At 70.9% G+C, this 25673-nt stretch carries 17 protein-coding genes and 3 pseudogenes; 14 read left to right on the top strand and 6 right to left on the bottom strand.

Annotated elements, in window-relative coordinates:
* Positions 1–63: 63 nt before the first annotated feature.
* Both SNOUR_RS13370 and SNOUR_RS13365 read left to right on the top strand, forming a co-directional pair.
* Positions 64–1056, top strand: a complete 993-nt coding sequence (locus SNOUR_RS13370) for a 2-hydroxyacid dehydrogenase (protein WP_067346723.1) — start codon at positions 64–66, stop codon at positions 1054–1056.
* Between the two features lie 274 nt (positions 1057–1330).
* Positions 1331–2227 (top strand): annotated as a pseudogene (locus SNOUR_RS13365) (phosphodiesterase); the annotation flags it as partial.
* On the opposite strand, the pseudogene SNOUR_RS13360 reads toward SNOUR_RS13365, so the two are convergent.
* Positions 2221–3025 (bottom strand): annotated as a pseudogene (locus tag SNOUR_RS13360) (transposase family protein). The pseudogenes SNOUR_RS13365 and SNOUR_RS13360 sit on opposite strands and share 7 nt — an antisense overlap.
* A 171-nt stretch (positions 3026–3196) precedes the next feature.
* Positions 3197–3943 (bottom strand): transposase family protein, encoded by a 747-nt coding sequence (locus SNOUR_RS13355; protein WP_067342830.1) that lies wholly within the window; start codon positions 3941–3943, stop codon positions 3197–3199.
* A gap of 136 nt (positions 3944–4079) precedes the next feature.
* Between SNOUR_RS13355 and SNOUR_RS13350 the strand changes: the two are divergent.
* From SNOUR_RS13350 to SNOUR_RS13320, 7 genes and pseudogenes are all read left to right on the top strand, one after another.
* Positions 4080–6131, top strand: a pseudogene (locus SNOUR_RS13350) (putative bifunctional diguanylate cyclase/phosphodiesterase); the annotation flags it as partial.
* Positions 6132–6364: 233 nt separating this feature from the next.
* Positions 6365–8221, top strand: a complete 1857-nt coding sequence (locus SNOUR_RS13345) for an acetolactate synthase large subunit (protein WP_067346720.1) — start codon at positions 6365–6367, stop codon at positions 8219–8221.
* A 41-nt stretch (positions 8222–8262) separates the two neighbouring features.
* Positions 8263–8787, top strand: a complete 525-nt coding sequence (gene ilvN, locus SNOUR_RS13340; protein ID WP_067346718.1) for an acetolactate synthase small subunit — start codon at positions 8263–8265, stop codon at positions 8785–8787.
* Positions 8788–8889: 102 nt separating this feature from the next.
* The gene (gene ilvC / locus SNOUR_RS13335; protein ID WP_039632531.1) at positions 8890–9891 is read left to right on the top strand and encodes a ketol-acid reductoisomerase; all 1002 of its coding nucleotides are present in this window, start codon (positions 8890–8892) and stop codon (positions 9889–9891) included.
* A 273-nt stretch (positions 9892–10164) separates the two neighbouring features.
* Positions 10165–11787, top strand: a complete 1623-nt coding sequence (gene serA / locus SNOUR_RS13330; RefSeq protein ID WP_067346716.1) for a phosphoglycerate dehydrogenase — start codon at positions 10165–10167, stop codon at positions 11785–11787.
* Between the two features lie 272 nt (positions 11788–12059).
* Entirely contained in the window at positions 12060–12449 is a 390-nt protein-coding gene (locus tag SNOUR_RS13325; protein WP_079142595.1) for a PRC-barrel domain-containing protein, read from the top strand.
* A 42-nt stretch (positions 12450–12491) separates the two neighbouring features.
* The gene (locus tag SNOUR_RS13320; protein ID WP_067346714.1) at positions 12492–12710 is read left to right on the top strand and encodes a hypothetical protein; all 219 of its coding nucleotides are present in this window, start codon (positions 12492–12494) and stop codon (positions 12708–12710) included.
* A 21-nt stretch (positions 12711–12731) separates the two neighbouring features.
* Here SNOUR_RS13320 and SNOUR_RS13315 read toward each other — a convergent pair whose 3' ends face one another.
* Positions 12732–14459 carry a TIGR03767 family metallophosphoesterase gene (locus tag SNOUR_RS13315; RefSeq protein ID WP_067346713.1) on the bottom strand — a complete coding sequence of 576 codons (1728 nt, stop codon included), beginning with the start codon at positions 14457–14459 and terminating at the stop codon, positions 12732–12734.
* A gap of 279 nt (positions 14460–14738) precedes the next feature.
* The gene (locus SNOUR_RS13310) at positions 14739–15998 is read right to left on the bottom strand and encodes a PucR family transcriptional regulator (RefSeq protein WP_067346711.1); all 1260 of its coding nucleotides are present in this window, start codon (positions 15996–15998) and stop codon (positions 14739–14741) included.
* A 203-nt stretch (positions 15999–16201) separates the two neighbouring features.
* Between SNOUR_RS13310 and SNOUR_RS13305 the strand changes: the two genes are divergently transcribed.
* From SNOUR_RS13305 to SNOUR_RS48315, 3 genes are all read left to right on the top strand, one after another.
* Positions 16202–17128 carry a proline dehydrogenase family protein gene (locus SNOUR_RS13305; RefSeq protein ID WP_067346709.1) on the top strand — a complete coding sequence of 309 codons (927 nt, stop codon included), beginning with the start codon at positions 16202–16204 and terminating at the stop codon, positions 17126–17128.
* A gap of 282 nt (positions 17129–17410) precedes the next feature.
* On the top strand, positions 17411–19051 hold the full coding sequence (gene pruA / locus SNOUR_RS13300) for an L-glutamate gamma-semialdehyde dehydrogenase (protein WP_067346707.1): 1641 nt from the start codon (positions 17411–17413) through the stop codon (positions 19049–19051).
* Between the two features lie 323 nt (positions 19052–19374).
* Positions 19375–19506 carry a hypothetical protein gene (locus tag SNOUR_RS48315; protein WP_099055687.1) on the top strand — a complete coding sequence of 44 codons (132 nt, stop codon included), beginning with the start codon at positions 19375–19377 and terminating at the stop codon, positions 19504–19506.
* A gap of 73 nt (positions 19507–19579) precedes the next feature.
* Here SNOUR_RS48315 and SNOUR_RS13295 read toward each other — a convergent pair whose 3' ends face one another.
* The gene (locus SNOUR_RS13295) at positions 19580–21193 is read right to left on the bottom strand and encodes a purple acid phosphatase family protein (RefSeq protein ID WP_067346706.1); all 1614 of its coding nucleotides are present in this window, start codon (positions 21191–21193) and stop codon (positions 19580–19582) included.
* Between the two features lie 141 nt (positions 21194–21334).
* On the opposite strand from SNOUR_RS13295, the gene SNOUR_RS13290 reads away from it, so the two are divergent.
* Positions 21335–22375 (top strand): 3-isopropylmalate dehydrogenase, encoded by a 1041-nt coding sequence (locus tag SNOUR_RS13290; RefSeq protein ID WP_067346705.1) that lies wholly within the window; start codon positions 21335–21337, stop codon positions 22373–22375.
* A 399-nt stretch (positions 22376–22774) separates the two neighbouring features.
* Positions 22775–23881, top strand: a complete 1107-nt coding sequence (locus SNOUR_RS13285; protein WP_067346703.1) for a branched-chain amino acid aminotransferase — start codon at positions 22775–22777, stop codon at positions 23879–23881.
* A 95-nt stretch (positions 23882–23976) separates the two neighbouring features.
* Here SNOUR_RS13285 and SNOUR_RS13280 read toward each other — a convergent pair whose 3' ends face one another.
* Complete coding sequence (locus tag SNOUR_RS13280; RefSeq protein ID WP_067346701.1) at positions 23977–25419, bottom strand: cytosine permease; 1443 nt, start codon at positions 25417–25419, stop codon at positions 23977–23979.
* Positions 25420–25673 lie beyond the last annotated feature (254 nt).

The raw sequence follows: 25673 nt of genomic DNA, 5'->3' as shown, positions 1-25673 counted from the left end.
CCCGATCAAGGGCCAGACCAAACTAACGTCTGAACCAAACGTCTCTTCGCATAGCCTCGGGCCATGGCAACCGCAGACCCGCACCCGACCCCCGGCGACGTGTGGCTCCCGATCCCGCCCGGTGAGATCGACGGCCTTCCCGACGGCCTCAACTACGTCCACTGGGACGCCGGTCCCGACTATCCGGCCGATCCCGCCCGGTGCGTCTTCTACGTCGTCCCGTACATGAAGGCCGTCGACGTCTGTCTGCGCCCGCTGACGCGGATGCGCCGGGTGCGCGTGGTGCAGACCCTCACGGCCGGGACCGAACACATGCTCCCCGGGCTGGACCACATGCCGCCCGGTGCGCGGTTGTGCAACGCCCGGGGGCTGCACGACGCCAGCACCGCCGAGTTGGCGCTCACCCTGACGCTGGCGTCGCTGCGCGGCGTGCCGGATTTCGTCCGGGCACAGGACGCGGGCGAGTGGCGGCCGGACTACCGTCCGGCACTTGCCGACAAGTCGGTCCTCATTGTGGGCTATGGTTCGATCGGCAGTGCCATCGAGGACCGGCTCACGCCTTTCGAATGCGCGCGGGTCATGCGCATCGCGCGCACCGCCCGTGACACTGTGCGCGGTCCGGTGCATCCACTCTCCGAGTTGACCGCCCTCTTGCCCACCGCGGACGTCGTCATCCTCGCCACTCCGCTCACCGCGCAGACGCGTGGCCTGGTCGGACGCGATTTCCTGGCCCGGATGAAGGACGGCGCACTCCTGGTGAACGTCGCCCGGGGGGCGATCGTCGACACCGCCGCGCTGCTCTCCGAAGTCGAGTCGGGACGGCTCCGCGCGGCCCTCGACGTCACCGATCCGGAACCCCTGCCCGCCGACCATCCGCTGTGGCACGCTCCCGGCGTGCTCGTCACTCCACACGTCGGCGGCCCCAGCTCTGCCTTCCTGCCCCGTGCGAAGCGGCTACTGCGCGGTCAATTGACGCTTTTCGCGGCCGGCGAGCCCGTCCGGTACGTCGTCGCCACGGCACCGGAATCCGCAGTAGATCGCTCTACGAGGCCGTAGGGCTGCTCTCCGTGTCTATAAATCCCTAGGTGGTCACGCTCTGTAGAGGCACTATGTCCCTGAGTGACGGATCTGGTGTATCGTCCCGAGCGGGGATGCGCCGGGATCGTCACGGCGCGATACGAAAGATCCGGAACCGAGGGGGGCGACGGGCGATGTACTGCCGATGGATGATCCGCGAGACACGCGATCCACGAGCGCCCGCAGCAAGGCCGACGGGACCCCGGACGCACCGCTCCCGACGCGGCCCGGCCCGGAAGATCGGGAGAGCACGGTGAGCGCCCCGGGGGCGATGCTCTCCAGGTCGCCCGTGCAGACCGGCGGTGCGCCGAACCCGGCGCCCCAGGTCGCGCTGGCCGTCGTCTGCGGCGGCTACGCGGTCGGCTCCGCGGTGGGCTGGGGATCACCGCGGATCGCCGCGATCATGGGGGACTTCGGGCTCAGCTTCGCCGCCCTCGTCGCCGCCGTCTCCTGCGGTCTGTACGCCCGCAGGTACTCCACGCCCTTCCGCCCGGCCTGGGTCCTGTTCGCCATCTCGTCCGGGATGGCCGGCCTCGGCAACGGCGTCTGGGGCTGGTACGAGGTCTTCCAGGGGGCCGCCGTCCCCAGCCCCTCGCTGGCCGACTTCTGCTTCCTGCTGTTCGCGCCGCCGGCCATCGTCGGCCTGCTGGTGCTCGCCAAGCGGCCGGTGACCAAGGCGGGTTGGGTCTGCCTCGGGCTCGACGCCTGGCTGATCGCCGGCTCGCTGCTCACCCTCTCCTGGAGCCTCGCGCTCGCGCACACCGCGCACTTCCAGGGCCGCACGGTCGCCCAGAGCGCCCTCTCGCTGGCCTATCCGCTGCTGGACATCGTGCTCGTCAGCATGGTCCTGGCACTGCACTTCCGGCGCTCCTCGGTGCACCGCTCGGCGATCAACACCGCCATCGCCGCGCTGGCGCTGACGGTGCTGTGCGACGCGCTGTTCAGCTCCCCGCTGCTGCACGACCACTACCGCTCCGGCCAGATCCTGGACGCCGGCTGGTTCGCCGGCTCGATGCTCTTCGCCTACGCCCCGTGGGTGGGCCGCCGCTCCGGCGCGGAGAGCGAGGTCCCGGACCCCCGGCAGACGCCCCGCCGTCCGCAGCCGTCCGGCAGCCGCCCGATCGCGGGCTCACTGAACCTCTTTCATCCTGAGTAGTCGCAGGTCAGGAGCGTGTGAACGGCCTGGACGATGCGGCTGATGCGGTTGGTTGAGCATCGTGCCTGGCGGAGGGTCCGCCATTGCTTGAGTTGGGCGAAGGCGCGTTCGCCTGGTGCTCGGAGGCGGGCGTGGTCGCGGTTGAACAGTTGGTAGTGGTCGGGTTGTTCGCGGTGGTTTTTGTAGGGGGTGCGGACGGTTGCGCCGGCGCCTTGGTAGGCGCGGTCGGCCAGGACGAGGATCTGCCTGGTGAGGCAGGCCTGGACGATGCCGTGAGCCCGTGCCGCGGTCAGGTCGTGGGTGCGTCCGGGCAACGCGCGGGAGAACCACAGTGGAGTGCCGTCTGGGGACGCGATGACCTGCACGTTCATTCCGTGCCGCTTGTGTTTTTGGCTGTAGTACGGCTCGTCTGCGGCGATGCGGTCGGTGGGGATCAGTGTCCCGTCAACGACGACGAAGTCGCCCTCACCCAGGCCCACCAGGGCCTCGCGCAGGCCGGGTGCCCACGAGGCGAGGATCATCAAGGTCTCGTCCACGTACCGCCAAGCCGTCGCCTCCGATACCCCGAAACCGGCTCCGACCTGCGCGAACGTCTCGTTCTTCCGAAGGTGCGCCAACACCAGTAGGGCCTGCTTGAAGCAACCGAGCCGTCGCCAGGGCGAGTTCAGCTCCTGCCGGCGGGCATGGATCAGCCAGGAAACGTGCTCAACGAGTTCGTGCGGGACGTCGAGCATGGAAGAATACGGAACCAACAGGGCTCCTCGGACGCTGCGTGATGAGTGATGTCACCACAGCAACGACCAGGGGCCCTGTCTTGTCACCAACTCCCCTCTGACCAGGCATTTCACCCTCGCAGAGGCAGGATGAAAGAGGTTCAGTAACCCCAACCACTCTGGTTACACCGCTCGTTTGACAGACCCTCCCGACGATCATGAACGCTGAGAAAACCTCAGTGAACCTCTTTCATCCTGAATAGCTGCAGGTGAGAAGGGTGTGGATGGCCTGTACGGTGCGGCTGATGCGGTTGGTGGAGCATCGGGCCCGGCGGAGGATCCGCCAGGACTTCAGCCGGGCGAAGGCCCGTTCGCCCGGCGCTCGGAGTCGCGTGTGGACGCGGTTGAACTGCTGGTAGTGCTCGGGGAGTTCGCGGTGTCTGTAGTACGGAGTGCGCACGGTGGCGCCGGCCCCCTGGTAGGCCCGGTCGGCCAGGACCAGGACTTCCCTGGTCAGGCAGGCCTGGACGATGCCGTGGGCCCGGGCAGCGGTCAGATCGTGCGCCCGCCCCGGCAGCGCGCGGGAAAACCACAGCGGGGTCCCGTCCGGTGCCGCGACGACCTGGACATTCATGCCGTGCCGCTTGTGTTTCTGGGAGTAGTATGGCTCGTCCGCCTTGATGCGGTCGGTGGGGATGAGCGTGCCGTCAACGATGACGAAGTCGCCCTCACCCAGCCCGACCAGGGCCTCGCGCAGGCCTGGGGCCCAGGCAGCGAGGATCTCGAGGGTTTCGTCGACGTATCGCCAGGCCGTGGACTCCGAGACTCCAAAACCTGCTCCGACCTGGGCGAACGTCTCGTTCTTCCGGAGATGCACCAGCACCAGCAGGGCCTGCTTGAAGCACCCCAGCCTCCGCCAGGGCGACTTCAGCTCGCGCCGACGGGCGTGGATCAGCCACGAGACGTGCTCAACGAGCTCGTACGGGACATCGAGCATGGCAGGATACGGAACCAACAGAGCCCCTTGGCGCCGGTGTCGAGTGAGATCAACACCCCAACGACAAGGGGCTCTGCCATGTCACCCACCACCCCGCTGACCAGGCCACTTCACCCCCACGGAACAGGATGAAAGAGGTTCACTGGCCGCCCTGACCCCGTATCTGGCCGCCGCCGTCTGCACCTTGGGCATCCTCACCAACGTCCTGGACGGGCGGCGCATCGACCGCGTGGTGCTCTTCACCGGCTGCACGGTCGTGCTGGCCCTCGTCGTCCGGCAGGGCATCATGCTGCTCGACAACATCACCCTCACCCAGGAACTGGCGCAGAAGGAGAACCACTTCCGCTCCCTGGTGCAGGGCTCCAGCGACGTCATCATGATCGCCGCGCCCACCGGCGTGCTGCGGTACGTCAGCCCCGCCGCCGCCGGGGTCTACGGCCGCGACGCCGAGGAACTGGTCGGCGCCGAACTCGCCTCGCTGATCCACCCCGAGGACCTGGGCCGGGTGGTCCACGAGGTCCGCCGGTTCCTCGCCGCCTCGCCCGAGGCCGAGCCGACCACCCGGATCGAGTGCCGCTTCCGGGCCGGCGGGAAGCGGGCCGGCGGTGGGGGCACCTCCCACGCGAGCGGAGCCGAGAGTGGGGGAGGCTGGCTGAACGTCGAGTCCACGGTCAACCGCCACCACGGCGGCCTGATCTTCAACTCCCGCGACGTCACCGAGCGCGTCCGACTCCAGGCCCAGCTCCAGCACAACGCCTCGCACGACGCGCTCACCGACCTGCCCAACCGCGCGCTGTTCACCGAGCGGGTCACCAAGGCCGTCACCGGCCGCCGGGCCAGCGACCACGACACCGCCGTGCTCTACATCGACCTCGACGGCTTCAAGCAGGTCAACGACACCATCGGCCACCAGGCGGGCGACGAGCTGCTGATCCAGGCGGCCCGCCGGCTCGCGGAATCGGTGCGGGCCGGCGACATAGCGGCCCGCCTCGGCGGCGACGAGTTCGCCGCGCTCATCACCGGCGACGGCACCCGCGACCGCGCGGCCCGGGAGTTCCGCATCCTGGAGATCGCCGACCGGCTCCGGCTCCGACTCTCCGAGCCCTACCGCATCGACGGCCGGGACGTCCGGGTCGCGGCCAGCATCGGCGTGGCCTTCGCCGAAGGGGGCGTCAGCCCGGCGGGCCTGCTGCGCAACGCCGACCTGGCGATGTACCGCGCCAAGCAGGCCGGCAAGGGCCGGGTCGAGCTCTACGCCCCGCAGATGCAGGACGAGGTCGCGCACCGCGCCGAACTCGCCAGCAAGCTCCGCACCGCCCTCCAGGACGGCGAGTTCGCGCTGCTGAACCAGCCGGTGGTCGAGCTGGCCAGCGGCCGGATCACCGCGGTCGCCGCGCACGCCCGCTGGCGGTCCGCCGAGGGCATCCTCTTCACCCCGGCCGAGTTCCTCCGGGTCGGCGACCGCGGGCGGCTCACCGACGAGGGCGGCGAGCGCGCCGCCGAACTCGGCCGCTGGCAGCTGGAGGAGGCCGTCGAGCAGGCCGCCGCCCGGCACCGCGCCGGTCACCAGGTCCCGGTCGCCGTCCGGCTCTCCGCCCGGCGCCTGCTGGACCGCGCGCTGACCCCCAAGGCCATCGAGGCGCTGCTCGCCCGGCACGGCCTGCCGACGGGCGCGCTCGTCCTGGAACTGTCCGAAAGCGACCCCCGGATCCCGCTCGACGACCTGGAGCGCCGGCTGGTCGCGCTGCGCCGGCTCGGCGTGCGGACCGCGCTGGACGGCTTCGGCAGCGGGTACGCCGCGATGAACGCGCTGCGCCGGCTCCCCATCGACGTCCTGCGGCTGGACCGCGGGCTGATCGACGGGGTGGTGGAGTCCCCCCGACTGCACAAGATCACCGCCGGGCTGCTGCGGATCGCCTCCGACCTCGGCATGCAGTCGGTCGCGGAGGGCGTGGATCTACCCGAACAGGTGTTGGCGCTGCGCTCGATGGGGTGCACCCACGGCATGGGGCTGGCCTTCTCCGGTCCGCTGGACGAGCATCGGCTGCGTCGCGCACTGACCCGTGGCAGCTACCCGGTGCCGGACCTGACCGGCCCGGGGCGGGCGGTGGTCCTCAGCGGCAGCCGTCCCGTCCGGCACGGTGCGGCGGCCGGAGAGGCGGAGACATCCCCCGTTGCGCCCAAATAGTGAGACCTCCGTCCCACCCACTTGACACTCGGTGCACGGGAGGGGGAGGGTCAGTGCCATGCGCACCCGAATTCTCGTACTTGGAAAGCGCGTCGGCTGAAGCTGGGACCCTGACGAACCCAGCTGACCACACCGACGCGCTCCCCTCGCTTGCCTCACGGCACGAGGGGTTTTTTGTTGCATCGCAACCTCACAAATCCCGCCAAAACCCTCAGCTTCGAGAAGAGACGCAGATGACCGAGCAGGCCACCGGGGCCCACCATCCGCAGCCGCGGGCCCGTAACTCCGGCGGATCGCACCAGCCCGCGACCGTCGAGCACGTCACGGGCGCGCAGTCCCTCATCCGTTCGCTGGAGGAGGTCGGGGCCGACACCGTGTTCGGCATCCCCGGCGGTGCGATCCTCCCGGCGTACGACCCGATGATGGACTCCTCGAAGGTCCGGCACGTGCTGGTGCGGCACGAGCAGGGCGCGGGACACGCCGCCACCGGATACGCCCAGGCCACCGGCAAGGTCGGGGTCTGCATGGCGACGTCCGGGCCGGGCGCCACCAACCTCGTCACCCCGATCGCCGACGCGCACATGGACTCCGTGCCGCTGGTCGCGATCACCGGTCAGGTCTCGTCCAAGTCGATCGGCACGGACGCCTTCCAGGAGGCGGACATCTGCGGCATCACCATGCCGATCACCAAGCACAACTGGCTGGTCACCGACCCGGCCGACATCCCCAAGACGATCGCCGAGGCGTTCCACGTCGCCTCCACCGGCCGCCCCGGCCCGGTCCTGGTCGACATCGCCAAAGACGCCCTCCAGGCACAGACCACCTTCGTGTGGCCGCCGCAGACCGACCTGCCGGGCTATCGCCCCGTCACCAAGCCGCACGCCAAGCAGATCCGCGAGGCCGCCCGGCTGATCGCCGAGTCCAAGCGCCCGGTGCTCTACGTCGGCGGCGGCGTCCTGAAGGCCGGCGCCACCGCCGAGCTGAAGGTGCTCGCCGAGCTGACCGGCGCCCCGGTCACCACCACCCTGATGGCGCTGGGCGCCTTCCCCGACAGCCACCCGCAGCACCTCGGCATGCCGGGCATGCACGGCTCGGTCACCGCGGTCGCCGCGCTGCAGAAGGCCGACCTGCTGATCACCCTCGGCGCCCGCTTCGACGACCGGGTCACCGGCAAGCTGGACTCCTTCGCCCCGTACGCCAAGGTCGTGCACGCGGACATCGACCCGGCGGAGATCGGCAAGAACCGCGCCGCGGACGTGCCGATCGTCGGGGACGCCCGCGAGGTCATCGCCGACCTGATCGTCGCGGTCCAGGCCGAGCACGAGGCCGGCCACACGGGCGACTACGGCGCCTGGTGGAAGGACCTCAACCGCTGGCGCGAGACCTACCCGCTGGGCTACGACCTGCCGGACGACGGCAGCCTCTCCCCGCAGCAGGTCATCGAGCGGATCGGCAAGCTCGCCCCGGCCGACACGATCTTCGCCGCGGGCGTCGGCCAGCACCAGATGTGGGCCGCCCACTTCATCCACTACGAGCGGCCCGCCACCTGGCTGAACTCCGGCGGCGCCGGCACCATGGGCTACGCGGTGCCCGCCGCGATGGGCGCCAAGGCCGGCAAGCCGGACCGCACGGTCTGGGCGATCGACGGCGACGGCTGCTTCCAGATGACCAATCAGGAACTGGTCACCTGCGCGCTGAACAACATCCCGATCAAGGTCGCGATCATCAACAACGGCGCGCTGGGCATGGTCCGCCAGTGGCAGACCCTCTTCTACAACCAGCGCTACTCCAACACCGTGCTGCACAGCGGCCCCGAGGACATCAACCCGCAGGCCAAGGGCACCCGCGTGCCGGACTTCGTCAAGCTGGCCGAGGCGATGGGCTGCGCCGCACTGCGCTGCGAGGACCCGGCCGAGCTGGACAAGGTCATCGAAGAGGCCAACGCCATCAACGACCGCCCGGTGGTGGTCGACTTCATCGTCCACGAGGATGCCCAGGTGTGGCCGATGGTCGCCGCCGGCACCTCCAACGACGAGGTCATGGCCGCCCGGGGCGTGCGTCCCGACTTCGGCGACAACGAAGACGACTGACCCAGGACGTCACGGACGCACGGAAGAAGAGAGAAGACGACATGTCCAAGCACACGCTCTCCGTCCTGGTGGAGAACACCCCCGGCATCCTCGCCCGGATCGCCGCGCTGTTCTCCCGCCGCGGCTTCAACATCGACTCGCTGGCGGTGGGGGTCACCGAGCACCCCGACATCTCCCGCATCACCATCGTGGTCAGCGTCGAGAAGCTGCCGCTGGAGCAGGTCACCAAACAGCTCAACAAGCTCGTCAACGTCCTGAAGATCGTCGAGCTGGAGCCGGGCTCGGCCATCCAGCGCGAACTGGTCCTGGCGAAGGTCCGCGCCGACAACGAGACCCGCTCCCAGATCGTCGAGATCGTCCAGCTCTTCCGCGCCAAGACCGTGGACGTCTCGCCGGACGCCGTGACGATCGAGGCCACCGGGTCCAGCGACAAGCTGGAGGCGATGCTCCGGATGCTGGAGCCCTTCGGCATCAAGGAACTGGTGCAGTCCGGCACCATCGCGATAGGCCGTGGCGCCCGGTCCATCACCGACCGCTCGCTGCGCGCGCTGGACCGTACGGCCTGATTCCGGCGGTCCGTTCGGACCGTATGCCGAGACCCCCCGACTTTTCCCTCCTCGCCCGACGTACTGTGTGGGCACCCCGCTAGATCCAAGGAGAAAACCGAAGTGGCTGCCGAGCTGTTCTACGACGACGACGCCGACCTGTCCATCATCCAGAACCGCAAGGTCGCGGTCATCGGTTACGGGAGCCAGGGGCACGCCCACGCGCTGTCCCTGCGCGACTCGGGCGTCGACGTGCGCGTCGGTCTGCACGAGGGTTCCAAGTCGAAGGCCAAGGCCGAGGAGCAGGGCCTGCGCGTGGTGACGCCGGCCGAGGCGGCGGCCGAGGCGGACGTCATCATGATCCTGGTCCCGGACCCGATCCAGGCCAAGGTCTACGAGGAGTCCATCAAGGAGCACCTCAAGGACGGCGACGCGCTGTTCTTCGGGCACGGCCTGAACATCCGCTACGGCTTCATCAAGGCCCCGGCCGGCGTGGACGTCTGCATGGTCGCCCCCAAGGGCCCCGGCCACCTGGTCCGCCGCCAGTACGAGGAGGGCCGCGGCGTGCCGTGCATCGCGGCCGTCGAGCAGGACGCCTCCGGCAAGGCGTTCGACCTGGCGCTCTCCTACGCCAAGGGCATCGGCGGCACCCGCGCCGGCGTCATCAAGACCACCTTCACCGAGGAGACCGAGACCGACCTGTTCGGTGAGCAGGCGGTGCTCTGCGGCGGTGCCTCGGCGCTGGTCAAGGCGGGCTTCGAGACCCTGGTCGAGGCGGGCTACCAGCCCGAGATCGCCTACTTCGAGTGCCTCCACGAGCTGAAGCTGATCGTGGACCTCATGTACGAGGGCGGTCTGGAGAAGATGCGCTGGTCGGTCTCCGAGACCGCCGAGTGGGGCGACTACGTCACCGGCCCGCGGATCATCACCGACGCCACCAAGGCCGAGATGAAGAAGGTGCTCACCGAGATCCAGGACGGCACCTTCGCCAACAACTGGATGGCGGAGTACAACGCCGGCCTGCCGAAGTACAACGAGTACAAGAAGGCCGACGAGAACCACCTGCTGGAGACCACCGGCAAGAAGCTGCGCAAGCTGATGAGCTGGGTGGACGACGAGGCGTAAGCCGTGGGACGAGGGGGTCGCGACACTGCTCGCGGCCCCCTCGTCCATATGTCGCCGCACCACCTTGTCCACCGCGTAGAACCACGCATGAGTGATCCTTACGCTTCGGCACAGACCGTGCCGTGCCCCGCCACTACACTGCTCGACACAAGCGCGTCAGGCTCACAGCGTCGTGCGTCTTCCACGCGGCATTCCCCCTACCGCCTTCGGCCGTCGGGACGGCCGTCGTCCCCCACTGCCCCAAGGGCATGGGCGGTACCTCCAGCGGACCAGATGAGGACTGAAGACCACGTGAGCACTGCCAACCCGGGTAAACCCGTTGTACTGATCGCCGAGGAGCTCTCGCCGGCCACCGTCGACGCCCTCGGCCCGGATTTCGAGATCCGGCACTGCAACGGCGCCGATCGCGCCGAACTGCTTCCCGCCATCGTCGACGTCGATGCCATCCTCGTGCGCAGCGCGACGAAGGTCGACGGCGAGGCGATCGCCGCCGCCAAGAAGCTGAAGGTCATCGCCCGGGCCGGCGTGGGCCTGGACAACGTCGACGTCTCCGCCGCCACCAAGGCCGGCGTGATGGTCGTGAACGCCCCGACCTCCAACATCGTCACCGCCGCCGAGCTGGCCTGCGGTCTGCTGGTCGCCACCGCGCGCAACATCCCGCAGGCCAACACCGCGCTGAAGAACGGCGAGTGGAAGCGCAGCAAGTACACCGGCGTCGAGCTCAGCGAGAAGACCCTCGGCGTGGTCGGCCTCGGCCGGATCGGCGTGCTGGTCGCCCAGCGGATGTCCGCGTTCGGCATGAAGGTCGTGGCCTACGACCCCTACGTCCAGCCGGCCCGCGCCGCGCAGATGGGCGTCAAGCTGCTGACCCTGGACGAGCTGCTGGAGGTCTCGGACTTCATCACCGTCCACCTCCCCAAGACCCCCGAGACCATCGGCCTGATCGGCGACGAGGCGCTGCACAAGGTCAAGCCGAGCGTCCGGATCGTCAACGCCGCCCGCGGTGGCATCGTCGACGAGGAGGCGCTGGCCACCGCGCTCAAGGAGGGCCGGGTGGCCGGCGCGGGCCTCGACGTGTACGCCGTCGAGCCCTGCACCGACTCGCCGCTGTTCGCGTTCGACCAGGTCGTGTGCACCCCGCACCTGGGCGCCTCGACGGGCGAGGCGCAGGAGAAGGCCGGTATCGCGGTCGCCAAGTCGGTGCGGCTGGCGCTCGCCGGCGAGCTGGTCCCGGACGCGGTCAACGTCCAGGGCGGCGTGATCGCCGAGGACGTCAAGCCCGGCCTGCCGCTGGCCGAGCGGCTGGGCCGGATCTTCACCGCGCTGGCCGGCGAGGTCGCCATGCGCCTCGACGTCGAGGTGTACGGCGAGATCACCCAGCACGACGTGAAGGTGCTCGAACTCTCCGCGCTCAAGGGCGTGTTCGAGGACGTCGTCGCGGAGACGGTGTCCTACGTCAACGCCCCGCTCTTCGCGCAGGAGCGCGGCGTCGAGGTGCGGCTGACCACCAGCAGCGAGTCGCCCGAGCACCGCAACGTGGTCACCGTGCGCGGCACCCTCGCCAGTGGCGAGGAGGTGTCGATCTCCGGCACGCTCGCCGGCCACAAGAACGTCCAGAAGGTCGTCGCGGTCGGTGACCACTCCATCGACCTGGCGCTCGCCGACCACATGGCGTTCCTGCGCTACACCGACCGCCCCGGCGTCGTCGGCACCGTCGGCCGGATCCTGGGCGAGGCGGGCATCAACATCGGCGGCATGCAGGTCGCCCGTGCCGACGTCGGCGGTGAGGCGCTGGTCGTGCTGACGGTCGACGACACCATTCCGGCGAACGTGCTGTCGGAGATCTCCGAGGAGATCGGCGCGACCTCGGTGCGCGCGGTGAACCTCACCCACTGAGCCTTGGGCTCTCGTGGTTCCACGGGCCCGGTCCCCGCTTCGGCGGGGTCCGGGCCCGTGGCCGTCGGGGCGGTGTACGGGGCGCGTGCAGGGTGCGGCACCGGTGTCCGCGAGGGCCGACGACGCGTACGGCGATTCACTCGAATGGGTTAGGGGTGGCCCGCCGGGGCCCGGTGCCGGCGGGGCCGCCGAGTCGCTGGGTCGGCGTGACCGGCGCGCAATGGGAACTGTGCGCGCAGGCAGCCGGTGCGCACGGAAGGAGGCGGGACGCCATGAACGCACCCGTGGGGGACACCCCGCAGAGCCTGACCGGACTGCACGTGGTGGACGCGGAGGGCGCCAAGCTCGGCCTCGTCCAGCAGGTGTACCGGGACGACGCGACCGACGAGCCCGAGTGGATCACCGTGCGGACCGGGCTGTTCGGGCTGAAGGAGACCTTCGTGCCGCTGGCCGGGGCCCGGCGGGTCGGCGACGAACTGCACCTGCCGCACACCAAGCACACGATCAAGGAGACGCCGCGGATCGACGCCCACGGCCATCTCGACCCGTCCGAGGAGGACCGGCTCTACCGCCACTACGGACTGATCGGCCCGGGGCCGAGCCGGGGCACCGGGACGACGGGCACGCCGGGGACCGGTGACACGGGCGGTACATCCGTGTAAGACGCTTGTCCGGTACAGGGGCTGGTCGCGATCTTCGAGGGGGTGTCGGACACCGAGGTCGATGCCACGGCCGCCCGGATCGTCGGCTCCTTCTACCAGGCGCTGCTCACCGGCCTGATGGTGCAGTCGCTGGTCCGGCCGGACGCGATGCCCACCGGCGCCGACCTGGCGGAGGCGGTGCGCCGGGTGACCGAGGGCGAGGTGCTCGGCCCGTACGGACAAGAGCGCGGCGCGGCGGCGCGGGACGAGGACGGGGCGTAGCCCCGGCCCGCGCCGGCCGGCTCACTTCCCGGGGCGGGTCAGCAGCAGCTCGGTGTTGTGGTCGGCGGGGGTGCCGATCTTGGCGTCCGGCGTGGCGTACGGGTCGTTGTACGACAGCTCGCGGTAGAGGGCGGCGAGCCCGGCGTCGGAGGTGTCGGTGATGTCGGCGACGTACGGCGCGGCGGACTCGATCAGGGTGGTGAACAGGGACAGCGTGCCGTCGCCGTTGTCGGCCAGCTCGATGATCCGGGCGTGCTGCGGGAAGTCGACGTGGGAGGCGGTGTTGATCTCCCAGAAGGCGCGCTCGGGCACCGCGTGGCCGTGCGGGGTGATGCGGTTCTCGTGGGTGTGGCCGTTCACCCAGGCGACCACGTTCGGGTAGCGCTGGAGCAGGTCGACCAGGGCCTTGCCGTCGTGCCGGGCCTCGAAGGGCCGGTAGGGGTCGGGCAGCAGATTGCCCATGCTGGCGCTGGTGTGGTGGCTGAACAGGACGATCAGACAGTCGCCGCCGCTGCCGCGCACCGTGCGGCCGTCGGTGTCGTACCAGCGGCTGCTGTGCGACTGCAGGACCGACTCCAGCCAGTGCAGCTGGGCGGTGCCCAGCGAACCGTCCGCCCAGCCCGCGCGGTTGGTGGTGTCCAGGCTGACACCCAGGACGCCCTCGGCGAGCGGGAAGGTGTAGTACAGCCGGCCGCTCTCCGCCGCGTCGGAGGTGAAGCCGTGGCCGACCGGGCCCGCGCCGGTGTAGGCCGGGTCCAGATGGGCCTTGGCGAACTCGGTCGGGGTGAACGGGTGGCGCCGCTCGTCCGGGGTGATCCTGCGGATCGCACCGCCGCCGGACAGCAGCGAACCGAGCAGCGTCGCGGCCTGCGCCGGGTCGTGCTTGAGGGCGTCCGAGAGCCGGGCCGCGGTGGCGTCGTCGCACCCCTCCAGCTTGCGGTCGCCGGTGTACAGCGAGCCCAGCAGGCCGAGGTCGGGCAGGGTGCCCTCGATGCTGTCGTCGTGGTTGCCGACCGTGGTGTACCAGGGGACGGACAGGCCGGGCGCGCTGAACGGGCGGGCCGCGCCGGACAGGAAGCCCGGTATCTGCGGCAGCCCCTTGGCCTTGTAGGCGTCCTGGAGCGTGGACTCGGGGTTCCAGTACGCCGCGTTGTCGGAGTTCTGCACGCCTTCGTAGCGCCGCGGGTCGCCGCTGCTGGGGGTGATCCGGCCGCCGCTCATCACCGTCAGATACCAGTCGAGCTCGATCCGCTCGTGGTTGTCGGTGTTGTCGCCGGTGGCCATCACCGAGCCGAACGGCAGCCCGGTGTACGGGCCTTGGCGCACCGCGTTGACCCGCTCGACCAGCGAGGAGGCGCCGCGCACGGTCAGCGCCTCCTGCGGGCGGTGCGCGCTGTCGTTGAACCGGGCCAGATACTCGAACCGGACCGGCGACTCGACGTCCGCCAGGTGCAGGTCGGTGAACTGCACGAAGGAGGCGAGCCCGGTCCGGCGGTCGTCCCGCCCCGCGCCCGCGCCGGCCAGGTCGCCGCGCACCACCAGCGGCCAGCCCGGACCGGCCACCAGCCTCTTGTACGCCCCGGTGCCGACCGGGCGGGCGGCCTGCTCCAGCGTGGTGCCCCGGGTCCGCACGGCCCGCGCCGCGGTGACCGCCAGCGCCCGGTCGTAGGAGGCCGCGGACCACAGCGCGGCACCCGCCGCCACGGCGGACATTCTCGACACGAATTGTCGGCGGTTCATCCCGTGCATCAAATCCCCCTGGGGCAGCGGTACATGGCGGCAGGCAGGGGTGCCCCGAGAACCCGTCCGGCAGTCGGGCACCCTCGGACGGCGCACACGCTACTTGTCGGTAGCGGTCGTTAACAGGCCCTGTGGACAACGGGTTCATGGACATCAGGTGGCGTCCCGGTGCACTCCGGGGCATCCTGCGGCGCTTTCGTGGACGCGCCGCCAACTCTCGGCTCCCGGCGCCGAGTTCGCCGCGCTCCCCGCCACACCCGCCCCCTCGCCTGACCCATCGGACAGGACCTAGAGGCGCGCCGCCTTGAGTGCCATGTGGAGCAGCAGCCGGTCCGCGCCCTCGTCCAGGTCGAGGCCGGTCAGCTTCTCGACCCGGGCCAGGCGGTAGTAGAGCGTCTGGCGGTGGATGCCCAACTGCTGGGCGGTGCGGCCGGCCTGGCCCGCGCAGTCCAGGAACGCCTCCGCGGTACGGGCGAGTTCGGCGTGCGCGGGGGCCAGCAGCGGGCCGACGGACGGGTCGGGCGCGGCGGCCGGGAGCGCGGTCAGCAGGCGGTAGGCACCGAGGGCGTCCCATTCGGCGACCGGGCCCAGCCGGGGTTCGGCGCGGGCCGCGCGGGCCGCGTCCAGGGCCTGCCGCCAGCTCGCCGGCAGCTCGGCCAGCTCCCGGGTGGCGAGGCCGATCCCGGCGGCGCCCCGGGTGGGGCGGGTCCCGGCCCGGTCGCCGGCCGCCGGGCCGCCCGCCGCCCGCGGGGAGCGCAGCAGATGGTCGGCGGCCGTGTGGGCCGGGCCCGGCGAGCCGGTCTGACGCAGCCGGACGAGCCCGGCCAGCGCGGACTCGGCGGCGCCGGGGCCCGGCAGGTCCGGGCGGCCGGTGTCCCCCGCGGGCAGCGGGCAGGCGGCCAGCAGCCCGGGCAGGCTCGGCAGCGGAGCGATGTCGGTGGCGGCGGTGTCCCAGGGGAGGACCGCCACCAGGGTCAGTGGGGTGCCGGGGGTGAAGCGCAGGGTGTCCCGGAGGGCGTCCCGCAGCGCGGCCGCCGCGGCGGCCCGGCCGGCGGTCCGCGAGGTCAGCAACTCCCTTAGCACCTGGGCGAGTTCGGAGCCGGCCCGGGACTCGTCGGCCAGCAGGGCGCCGATCCGCGCGGCGGTCTCCATCGCCTGGGCCATCCGGGGGTCGGGCGGGGTGCCGGCGCCGCCCAGTGCCAGGTCGGTCAGATGGCCGTCGTCCAGCAGCCAGACGTAGCCGTGCACCACTCCCCGGTGCCGCACGGGCAGACAGATTCGGCCTTTGAACACCCCCGCCGCCGGGTCCGGGGGGATCCGCAGCGGGGATGTGGCGCGGGCGATCCCGAACGCCTCGAACCACGCGCGCACCGCGGCCGAGGACCGCCGCTGGAGGATCGAGCGGGTCCGTACCGGGTCCATGACCTCGTCGTCCTCGCCCTCGTGCGCGCCGAACGCGATCAGCCCGAAGTCCCGGTCCTCCAGCGTCGCCGGCGCCCCGAGCGCCGCCGAGATCTCGTCCACCAACTGCTGGTAGTCACCGCGCACCGCCGCCCGACCCCTCTCCCGTCACTGCCGTCACCTGCCTCCCATTCTCATACATCTGTCTGAGATGCCGGCCACGAAGGCGTGACAGCTGTCGATGGCCGGAAAGTGGCGAGATCCTTAAATTTCAGGTGGCTCATCTTGCCGCCGCGACCGCCCGATCGGCGCCCGCCGGCATTTGTCATCCTGAATCGTGGAGGTGCCCCATGCTGGGTCCCGTGCTCCTCGCCGCCGCGCGCAGCGACAGCATCCGCCGCGTCGTCGCGGCCGCTCCGGTCACCCGACCGGTGGTCGACCGGTTCGTCGCGGGCGAGCGCCTGGACGAGTCGATGACGGCGGTACGGAATCTGGCCGCCCGCGGTATGGAGGTCACCCTCGACCACCTCGGCGAGGACATCACCGACCCGGCCGAGGCGCTGCGCAACCGCGACGCCTACCTCCAGCTGGCCGCGGCGCTCAAGGAACTGGGACTGGGCACCAAGGCCGAGATGTCGGTCAAGCTCTCCGCCTTCGGGCAGGCGCTGCCCGGCGGGCACGACCTCGCGCTGCGCAACGTCACCCCCGTGGTCGAGGCCGCCGCCGAAGCCGGCACGACCGTGACGCTGGACATGGAGGACCACACCACCGTCGACTCCACCCTCGCGATCCTCGGCACGCTGCGCGAGCGCTTCCCCCAGACGGGCGCGGTGCTCCAGTCGTACCTCTTCCGCACCGAGGACGACTGCCGGGCCCTGGCCGGGGAAGGCTCCCGGGTGCGGCTGGTCAAGGGCGCCTACAAGGAGCCCGCGACGGTCGCGTTCCAGGACAAGCGGGAAGTCGACCGGGCCTACGTGCGCTGCCTGAAGATCCTGATGGCCGGGCAGGGCTACCCGATGATCGGGTCCCACGACCCGCGGATGGTCGCCATCGCCCAGGAGCTGGCACACCGCAACGGCCGCAAGCCCGCGGACTACGAGTTCCAGATGCTGTTCGGCATCCGCGAGGCGGAACAGCAGCGGCTGGTGGAGGAGGGCCACCGGATGCGGGTCTACATCCCCTACGGGACGGACTGGTACGGCTACTTCATGCGCCGCCTCGCCGAGCGCCCGGCCAACCTCGCGTTCTTCCTGAGGTCGCTCGCCACCCGCGGCTGACGGAACCGGGAGTGTCCACGGCGGACGCCCGCCGCGGACACCCCGCTGACCGGCTCATTTGGGACGGGGTTTACCGTCTCTTTTGAAGCCATATGGGTAGATCCTGGACAGGAGGATCCTCCCTGGACGGCGCCACCGGTAGCCGGCCACCCGCCGTGGCAGCGGCCTCGGCATGACCGACGTACACCGACGTACGACAACACACCGACATACGACGACGCAGTGATCACATCCCGACGGTCACGAGCGTGACGATCGCAAGCGTAAGGAGACACGGCCACCATGGACGCTGTGACCCAGGTCCCCGTGCCGGTGAACGAGCCGGTGCACAGCTACGCCCCGGGCAGCCCGGAGCGTTTCCGCCTGGAGGCCAAGCTCAAGGAGCTGGCCGGCAACCCCATCGAGCTGCCCATGACCATCGGCGGCAAGCAGCGGATGGGCGGCGGCGAGCGCTTCGACGTCGTACAGCCGCACCACCACTCCGCCCGCCTGGGCACCTACGCCAACGCCACCGTCCAGGACGCCCAGGACGCGGTCGACGCCGCGCTGGCCGCCGCTCCCGCCTGGCGCGCGATGTCCTTCGACGACCGCGCCGCGATCATCCTCAAGGCCGCCGACCTGCTGGCCGGCCCCTGGCGCGAGACGATGGCCGCCGCCACCATGCTCGGCCAGTCCAAGACCGCCCAGCAGGCCGAGATCGACACCCCCTGCGAACTGGTCGACTTCTGGCGCTTCAACGTCCACTTCGCGCGCCAGATCCTGGCCGAGCAGCCCCCGGTGAACGCCCCCGGCGTGTGGAACCGCTCGGACCACCGCCCCCTGGAGGGCTTCGTCTACGCGATCACGCCCTTCAACTTCACCGCGATCGCCGGCAACCTCCCCACCGCCCCCGCCCTCATGGGCAACGTGGTGGTCTGGAAGCCGTCCCCGACCCAGACCTTCGCCGCGGTGCTGCTGATGCGCCTGCTGGAGGAGGCCGGCCTGCCGGCCGGCGTCATCAACCTCGTCACCGGCGACGGCAAGGACGTCTCCGAGGTGGCCCTGACCCACCCCGACCTGGCCGGCATCCACTTCACCGGCTCGACCAGGACCTTCCAGTACCTCTGGAAGACCGTCGGCACCAACATCGAGAAGTACCGGACCTACCCGCGGCTGGTCGGCGAGACCGGCGGCAAGGACTTCATCGTCGCCCACCCGTCGGCAGACCGGGCCGTGCTGAAGACCGCCATGACCCGCGGCGCCTTCGAGTTCCAGGGCCAGAAGTGCTCCGCGGCCTCCCGCGCCTACGTCCCGGCGTCCCTGTGGAACGCCGGCTTCAAGGAGGAGTTCGCCGCCGAGGTCGACGCCCTGACCATGGGCGACGTCACCGATCTGGCGCACTTCATGGGTGCCGTCATCGACGAGCGCTCCTTCGCCAAGAACAAGGCGGCGATCGACCGCGCCAAGGCCGACCCGACCGTCGAGGTCGTGGCCGGCGGCACCTACGACGACAGCGTCGGCTACTTCGTCCGCCCGACGGTCCTGGTCTCCACCGACCCGGAGAACGAGATCTTCAAGGACGAGTACTTCGGCCCGATCCTCGGCGTCCACGTCTACGACGACACGGTCGAGGGCGGCTACGAGGCCATGCTCGACCAGATGGAGTCCGCCTCGGCCTACGGCCTGACCGGCGCCGTCATCGCCCAGGACCGCGCCGCGGCCGCCCGCACCTGCGAGAAGCTGCGCTTCGCGGCCGGCAACTTCTACATCAACGACAAGCCCACCGGCGCCGTGGTCGGCCAGCAGCCGTTCGGCGGCGGGCGCGCCTCCGGCACCAACGACAAGGCCGGCGCCAAGCAGAACCTGATGCGCTGGACCTCCACCCGCTCCATCAAGGAGACCCTGGTCCCGCCGACCGACTACCGCTACCCGCACATGGGCTGACGCCCGCTCGCACGCCGAGGGCCCGGCCCCCGTTTTCACGGGGGCCGGGCCCTCGGCGTTCCCGCCCACCGGGTCGCTTCCGTCTCAGATAGTAGGAAGCCCAAGTAATTGTGCAGACATCACGGCCAAGCTGCCCTAGCGTTGTAGGAGCCGAACGTATCGCTGCATCCAGCGAATGCGGATGCGGCCCGACGCGCCCGCGCAGGTGACCCCTGCGGCGCTTCAGGCCCCCGCCCCTCCGGCCGTTCCCGCACCACCCGACCCCTCTTCTTCGACGCACCCCGCTTTTCGTTCTCGGGGCTTTGGCATGGGAGACGCGCATCATGGCCGACACCACCGTCCGCAGGACCCGTCACTCCTCCCGTCAGACCAACGACGCCGACCGCCGCAACGCCGCGGCCGCCCTCCAGCGCGCACTCGACCGCCGCGACAACGGCGGCGCCAGCGGTCACTGAGCCCGCTCGACCCGCACATGCGCGAGGGGCGCCCGGGAACACGTCCCGGGCGCCCCTGGCGCGGTGGTACGGGTCAGCCGCGGCGGCGGGAGCGGGTGACCTCGAAGTGGTCGACGCGCTCACCGGACTCCGCGAGGGCGGTGACCTTCATCCGCGGACGGCTGCCCGGGGTGACCTCGACGGCGATGAACGAGTAGCCCGTGTAGCGGACCCGGGACCACTCGACGGTCTCCTTGGCCTTCGCCTGGCCCTTGGCCCAGTGGTAGGTGTCCACATGGTCCAGGTCCTTCACATGACCCTCGTAGCTGTCCGGCACGGGGAAGTCGTAGAGGGACTTCCCGGCGCCGCCGGCCGTCACATAGACGATGCCCTCGTGCGCGGCGTCCACGGTCTCGCCGATCGGCACCTTCTTCGACACCCGGCCGCCCTTGATGGCGTCGGTGCGCTCGTAGACGTGGTTGTGGCCGTTGACCACCAGGTCCACCTGGTGCTTCTCGAACAGCGGCAGCCAGGCGTCGCGGACCCCGCCCTCCGAGGCGTGCGAGTTGGTGGTGGAGAACGCGCAGTGGTGGAAGAAGACGACGAGGAAGTCGATGCCCGCACTCGCCCGCAGCTCACCCAGTCGGCGGTCCAGCCAGCGGGTCTGCCGGCCCTGCGTGTAGCCCGCGTTGGCCGGGATCTCGTAGGAGACGTCGTTGGCGTCCAGGGCGACGACGGCGACGTTGCCGTAGGTGAAGGAGTAGACGCCGGGGGCCCGCTCCGGGTCCGGGCCGTTGGCCGGCAGCGACCAGCGGGCGGACTGGCCGCCGTAGCCGTTGGGGGAGTACCACGCCTCCATGTCGTGGTTGCCGGTGGTCACCATCCACGGCACCGACTTCGCCACCGTCTCGGTCTGGGCGAGGAACTGGTCCCAGGCCCGGGCGTCGTAGGTGTCGTGCTCGGAGCCTTGGCCGTCCGGGTCGGCGTAGCAGATGTCGCCCGCGTGCAGATGGAAGGACGGGTTCTGGCCCAGGATCAACTGGTCGTTGGCGAGCGCGTGGTAGCTGACGCCCTGGTCGCCGAAGGCGGTGAAGACGAAGCTCTCGGCGCGCGCCGGAGCGGTGCGGAAGGTGCCGACGGTGGCGAAGTGACGCGGGTCGGCCGGGTCGAAGCCGTCGTGGCCGACGCCGTAGTAGTACGTGGTCCCCGGCCGCAGGCCGTCGAGGGCCGCGTGCAGGTAGTACTGGTCGACCGCCGGGAGCTTGGCGGTCAGCGCCGGGGTGTGCAGGTGGCGCACCTCGGCCTGGACCTTGCGCCCCAGGTCCCACGGCTTCAGGCCGACCCGCAGATAGGGCCGCCTGACCGCGAACGGCACCTGCCAGCCGACCCGCATCTGGGTCCGCGGGTCGGCGCCGAAGGCGAGGTGCCGGCCGAACGGGGCCACCAGGTGGCCGTCGACGGCGGTGGTGGCGGGCGCGGACAGCAGCGTCGGCCCGGCGGCCTGCGCGGCCGGGGCGGCCAACAGGCCGGCGCCGGCGACCATGCCGGCGGTGACCGCGGAGCTGCGCAGCAGCCCCCGGCGGGTCAGCTTGGTGCGGAGGTACTCGTGCTGCTCGGGCATGGTCATCCGGGCCGCGAGCTGCTCCGGTATGCCGACGCGGGGCGTGTGCGAGGGCAGGGGGCGCTCCCGCCGGGGGTGTGCAGTCATGTGGCCGAATCTGGCAGTTCGCGCCTACGGGCGCGGGGCGCCGGGGTGAACGGGGGATGGCCGGCGGTCGAGCGCCCGGCGGCCATGTCCGCATGTCGGACGATGCGTGTCAATCATTGGGACGAGGAGTAAGGTCCAGGCATGTCTCGCAGCATTCGCCTCGCAGTGATCCCCGGTGACGGAATCGGCCAGGAAGTCGTGGCGCAGGGCCTCAAGGTCCTGACCGCGGTCCTCCCCGAGGACGTCAAGCTGGAAACCAAGGAATACGACCTCGGGGCCAAGCGCTGGCACCGCACCGGCGAGACCCTGCCGGACGAGGAACTCGCGTCGCTCAAGGAGCACGACGCGATCCTGCTCGGCGCGATCGGCGACCCGACGGTGCCGTCCGGCGTCCTGGAGCGCGGACTGCTGCTCAAACTCCGCTTCGCCTTCGACCACTTCGTCAACCTGCGCCCCTCGAAGCTCTTCCCGAACACCGCCACCCCGCTGGCGGGCCGCCCCGACATCGACTTCGTCGTCGTCCGCGAGGGCACCGAGGGCCCCTACACCGGCAACGGCGGCAGCCTGCGCACCGGCACCCCGGCCGAGGTCGCCACCGAGGTCAGCGTGAACACCGCCTACGGCGTGGAGCGGGTGGTCCGGGACGCCTACGAGCGGGCCAACGCCCGCCCGCGCAAGAAGCTGACCCTGGTCCACAAGAACAACGTGCTGGTCTACGCCGGCCACATGTGGAAGAACATCTTCGACCAGGTCGGCCAGGAGTACCCCGAGGTCACCACCGACTACCTGCACGTCGACGCGGCGACGATCTTCCTCGTCACCCAGCCCGAGCGGTTCGACGTGATCGTCACCGACAACCTCTTCGGCGACATCCTCACCGACCTCGCCGCCGCGGTCACCGGCGGCATCGGCCTGGCCGCCTCCGGCAACATCAACCCCACCGGCGCGTTCCCCTCGATGTTCGAGCCGGTGCACGGCTCCGCGCCGGACATCGCGGGCACCGGCAAGGCCGACCCGACCGCCACGATCCTCTCCGTCGCACTGCTGCTGCGCCACCTCGGCCACGAGGAGCAGGCGGCCCGCATCGAGACGGAGGTCGCCGCCGACCTGGAGGCCCGCGGGGACACGACCCGCACCACCGACGAGATCGGCGACGCGCTCGCGGCACGCGTAGCGGGCTGACGCCCGACGCACCACGCAGCACCACCTCAGCGCCGGGCCGACCAGGGCCCGGCGCTGTCCGCATGGGCCCCGCTCCCGCCCCGGGCCCCGGCCCCCCTGTGCTACCGGCGGGTCGGGTGCCACCATCTGACGCGGGCGCGCACACCGGTTCCGACGGCGGACGCCCGCGAGCGATAATCGGACGAGGGGCCGCCGTCCGGCGGGAAACTCGGACGTCCCAGTAACGACCGGTACGACCGAGCCACCTGCGGTGCGCGCGGCCGCGCCCAACCGCACCGGTGCCGCGAGCGGGGACCCTCCCCGGCCCGAGGGCCGGGCCGGTGCCCCCTCCCCGGCTCGCGCGGGGAGAGACCCTCTGGCAACGCAGGCATCGGACCACGCAGTGAAGGACACGGATACATGACGACGCCCACGATCGAGCTCAAGCCTTCCTCGCACCCGCTGCCCGCGGCGGAGCGGGAGCAGATCCTGGCGGCCCCCGGCTTCGGCCGCCACTTCACCGACCACATGGTGACGATCAAGTGGACCGAGGGCCGCGGCTGGCACGACGGGCAACTCGTGCCGTACGGTCCGCTCGCCCTCGACCCGGCGACCAACGTCCTGCACTACGCACAGGAGATCTTCGAGGGCCTCAAGGCGTACCGCCAGCCCGACGGCAGCGTCGCCACCTTCCGTCCGGACGCCAACGCCCGCCGCTTCCAGGCGTCCGCCCGCCGACTGGCCATGCCGGAGCTGCCGGTCGAGACCTTCGTCGAGGCGTGCGACCTGCTGGTCCAGCAGGACAAGGACTGGGTGCCCGCGCACGGCGGCGAGGAGTCGCTCTACCTGCGGCCGTTCATGATCGCCACCGAGGTGGGGCTGGGCGTCAAGCCCGCCAACGAGTACCTCTTCGTCGTCATCGCCTCACCGGCCGGCGCGTACTTCCCCGGCGGCGTCAAGCCGGTCTCCATCTGGCTGTCCGAGGACCGGGTCCGGGCCGTCCCCGGCGGCATGGGCGACGCCAAGACCGGCGGCAACTACGCCGCCTCGCTGCTGGCCCAGGCCGAGGCCGCGGCCCGCGGCTGCGACCAGGTCGCCTACCTCGACGCGGTGGAGCACACCTGGGTCGAGGAGCTCGGCGGGATGAACCTCTACTTCGTCTACGGCGCCGCGGACAACGAGAAGCCGGTGATCGTCACCCCGCGGCTGACCGGCTCGCTGCTCCCCGGCGTCACCCGCGACTCCCTGCTCTCCGTCGCCCGCGACCTGGGCTTCGAGTCCGAGGAGGGGCGGATCTCCATCGACCAGTGGCAGAACGACTCCGCGAACGGCACGCTCACCGAGGTCTTCGCCTGCGGCACGGCCGCCGTGATCACCCCGGTCGGCACGGTCAAGCGCGAGGGCGCCGAGTGGACCCAGTCCGGCGGTGAGCCGGGCAAGGTCACGCTGAAGCTGCGCGAGGCGCTGCTGGACATCCAGCGCGGGGTGACCGCCGACGAGCACGGCTGGATGCACCGCATCGGCTGAGCGGTGCCCCGCGGGCCCGCCCGTACGCACGGCGGAGGCCGCCCCGGCAGGATGCCGGGGCGGCCTCGGCCGTCCCGCCCACCAGGGGCGGCGGCTCAGCCGACCTCCACGGGTGTCTCCGGCGCGGTGGGCGCGTCGGCCGCGCGCAGCGGCGGGACCGGGCGCGGCTGCCGGGCGACCAGGGCCAGGTAGACCACGGCGGCGGTGGCGGCGGCGAGCAGGAAGCTCATGTCGATCCCGCCGGTGTACTTCAGCAGCGGGCCCTCGTAGGGGGAGCCCACGCCCAGCAGGCCGACCGCGGAGCCCAGCGCCCAGGCGACGGCGGCCTGGACGTTCCAGCCCGACCTGAACCAGTACACGCCGCCGATCGTGCCGCGGTTGTAGACCTGGAGCGAGTCCGCGTCGTAGACGCCGCGGCAGCGGACGAAGCCGATCACGGTGATGACCGCCCACGGGGTGCCGATGGCGGTCATCAGGAGGACGAAGGACGTCATCGCGTTCTGCGCGTCCCACAGGAAGTGGCCGACGTAGACCAGCGCGGTGGAGACCGCGGCGACGACATAGGTGGCCTGGGTGCGGCTGGCGCGCGGCAGGATCGCGTCCAGGTCCAGGCCCATGCTGTACAGCATCAGACCGGAGTTGCCGGCGGAGCCGGCCGAGGCGTTGAGCAGCAGGAAGATCAGGTACCACAGGGGCGCGCCGGCGACCAGCGGGCCGGCGTAGTCCGAGCCGGCGCCGACCGCGAGCGCGCTGAACGTCCCGAACAGCTGCGGCACCAGCAGACCGAGGACCAGGCCCAGGTAGGTGGCGCCGAAGACCGCCCGGGAACTGTGGCGGCGGGGTGAGATGTAGCGGCTGTAGTCGCCGAGCAGCGTGATGAAGGCGATCGGGCCGCTCAGGCCGGCCGAGACCGCGGAGAGCAGCCAGGTCTGCCAGCAGCCGCCCAGCGCGTAGTGGACGCCCGGGATCGGCGCGGTGGTGAAGTGGTGCGCGAAGGCGAAGACGCCGATCACCAGCAGGATCGTCAGGCCGATCGAGAGCACCTTGCTGAGCCGCAGCAGCACCTTGTAGCCGTAGACCGCGCCGAGGGCGGTGGCGGCGGCCAGCACCGCGTAGACGACCGTGTACGCCGCCCCGTCGGCGGGCAGGTCGATCAGGCGGTGGAGGCAGCCGACCATGGCGTCCCCGCCGACCCAGAGGGTCAGCGCGGTGTAGCCGAGCGAGAGCAGCAGACCGATCACCGAGCCGATGAGCCGGCCGCGGACGCCGAAGAAGGCGCCGCTGCTGGTGGAGAGGTTGGTCGCGCTGCGCAGCGACACCAGGGCGAGCGGCGCGGTCAGCAGCGCGCCGACCAGGGTGCCGGCCGCGAGGGAGGTGACCGAGCCCCAGAAGCCGAGGCCGAAGGAGACCGGCAACCAGCCGAAGATCACAACGCCGAGTGCGAGGTTCGAGCCGAGCAGGATGGAGACGAGGTCGCGAGGGCTACTGGTGCGCTCCTCGTCCGGGATGGTGTCGACTCCGCGTTGTTCTATCGGCATGAGGGCTCCCCTGAGAGGCCGGAACAGGTGTGAGAAGCGGTGCTGGGCGCGGTGCTCCGTCGTGGACAAGGGCTTCGTTCGGCAGTGCCTACGAAGCGGGTGCTCGCTGCTGCGAGATCATTTGAGTGATGCTCTAAAAACGATCAGTTCAAGCCATGTTCTAGAGCGACGCTCAATATGAAGCACCCTTCCCGCCTAGGTCAATGGTTTCGGAATGATGAATTCCAAGTTAGAGTGATGCTCAATTCGATCGG

The organism is Streptomyces noursei ATCC 11455, from assembly GCF_001704275.1.
Taxonomy (GTDB): domain Bacteria; phylum Actinomycetota; class Actinomycetes; order Streptomycetales; family Streptomycetaceae; genus Streptomyces; species Streptomyces noursei.
The sequence above is the reverse complement of the archived record's forward strand: the minus strand, read 5'-3'. Positions and strand labels throughout refer to the sequence as shown.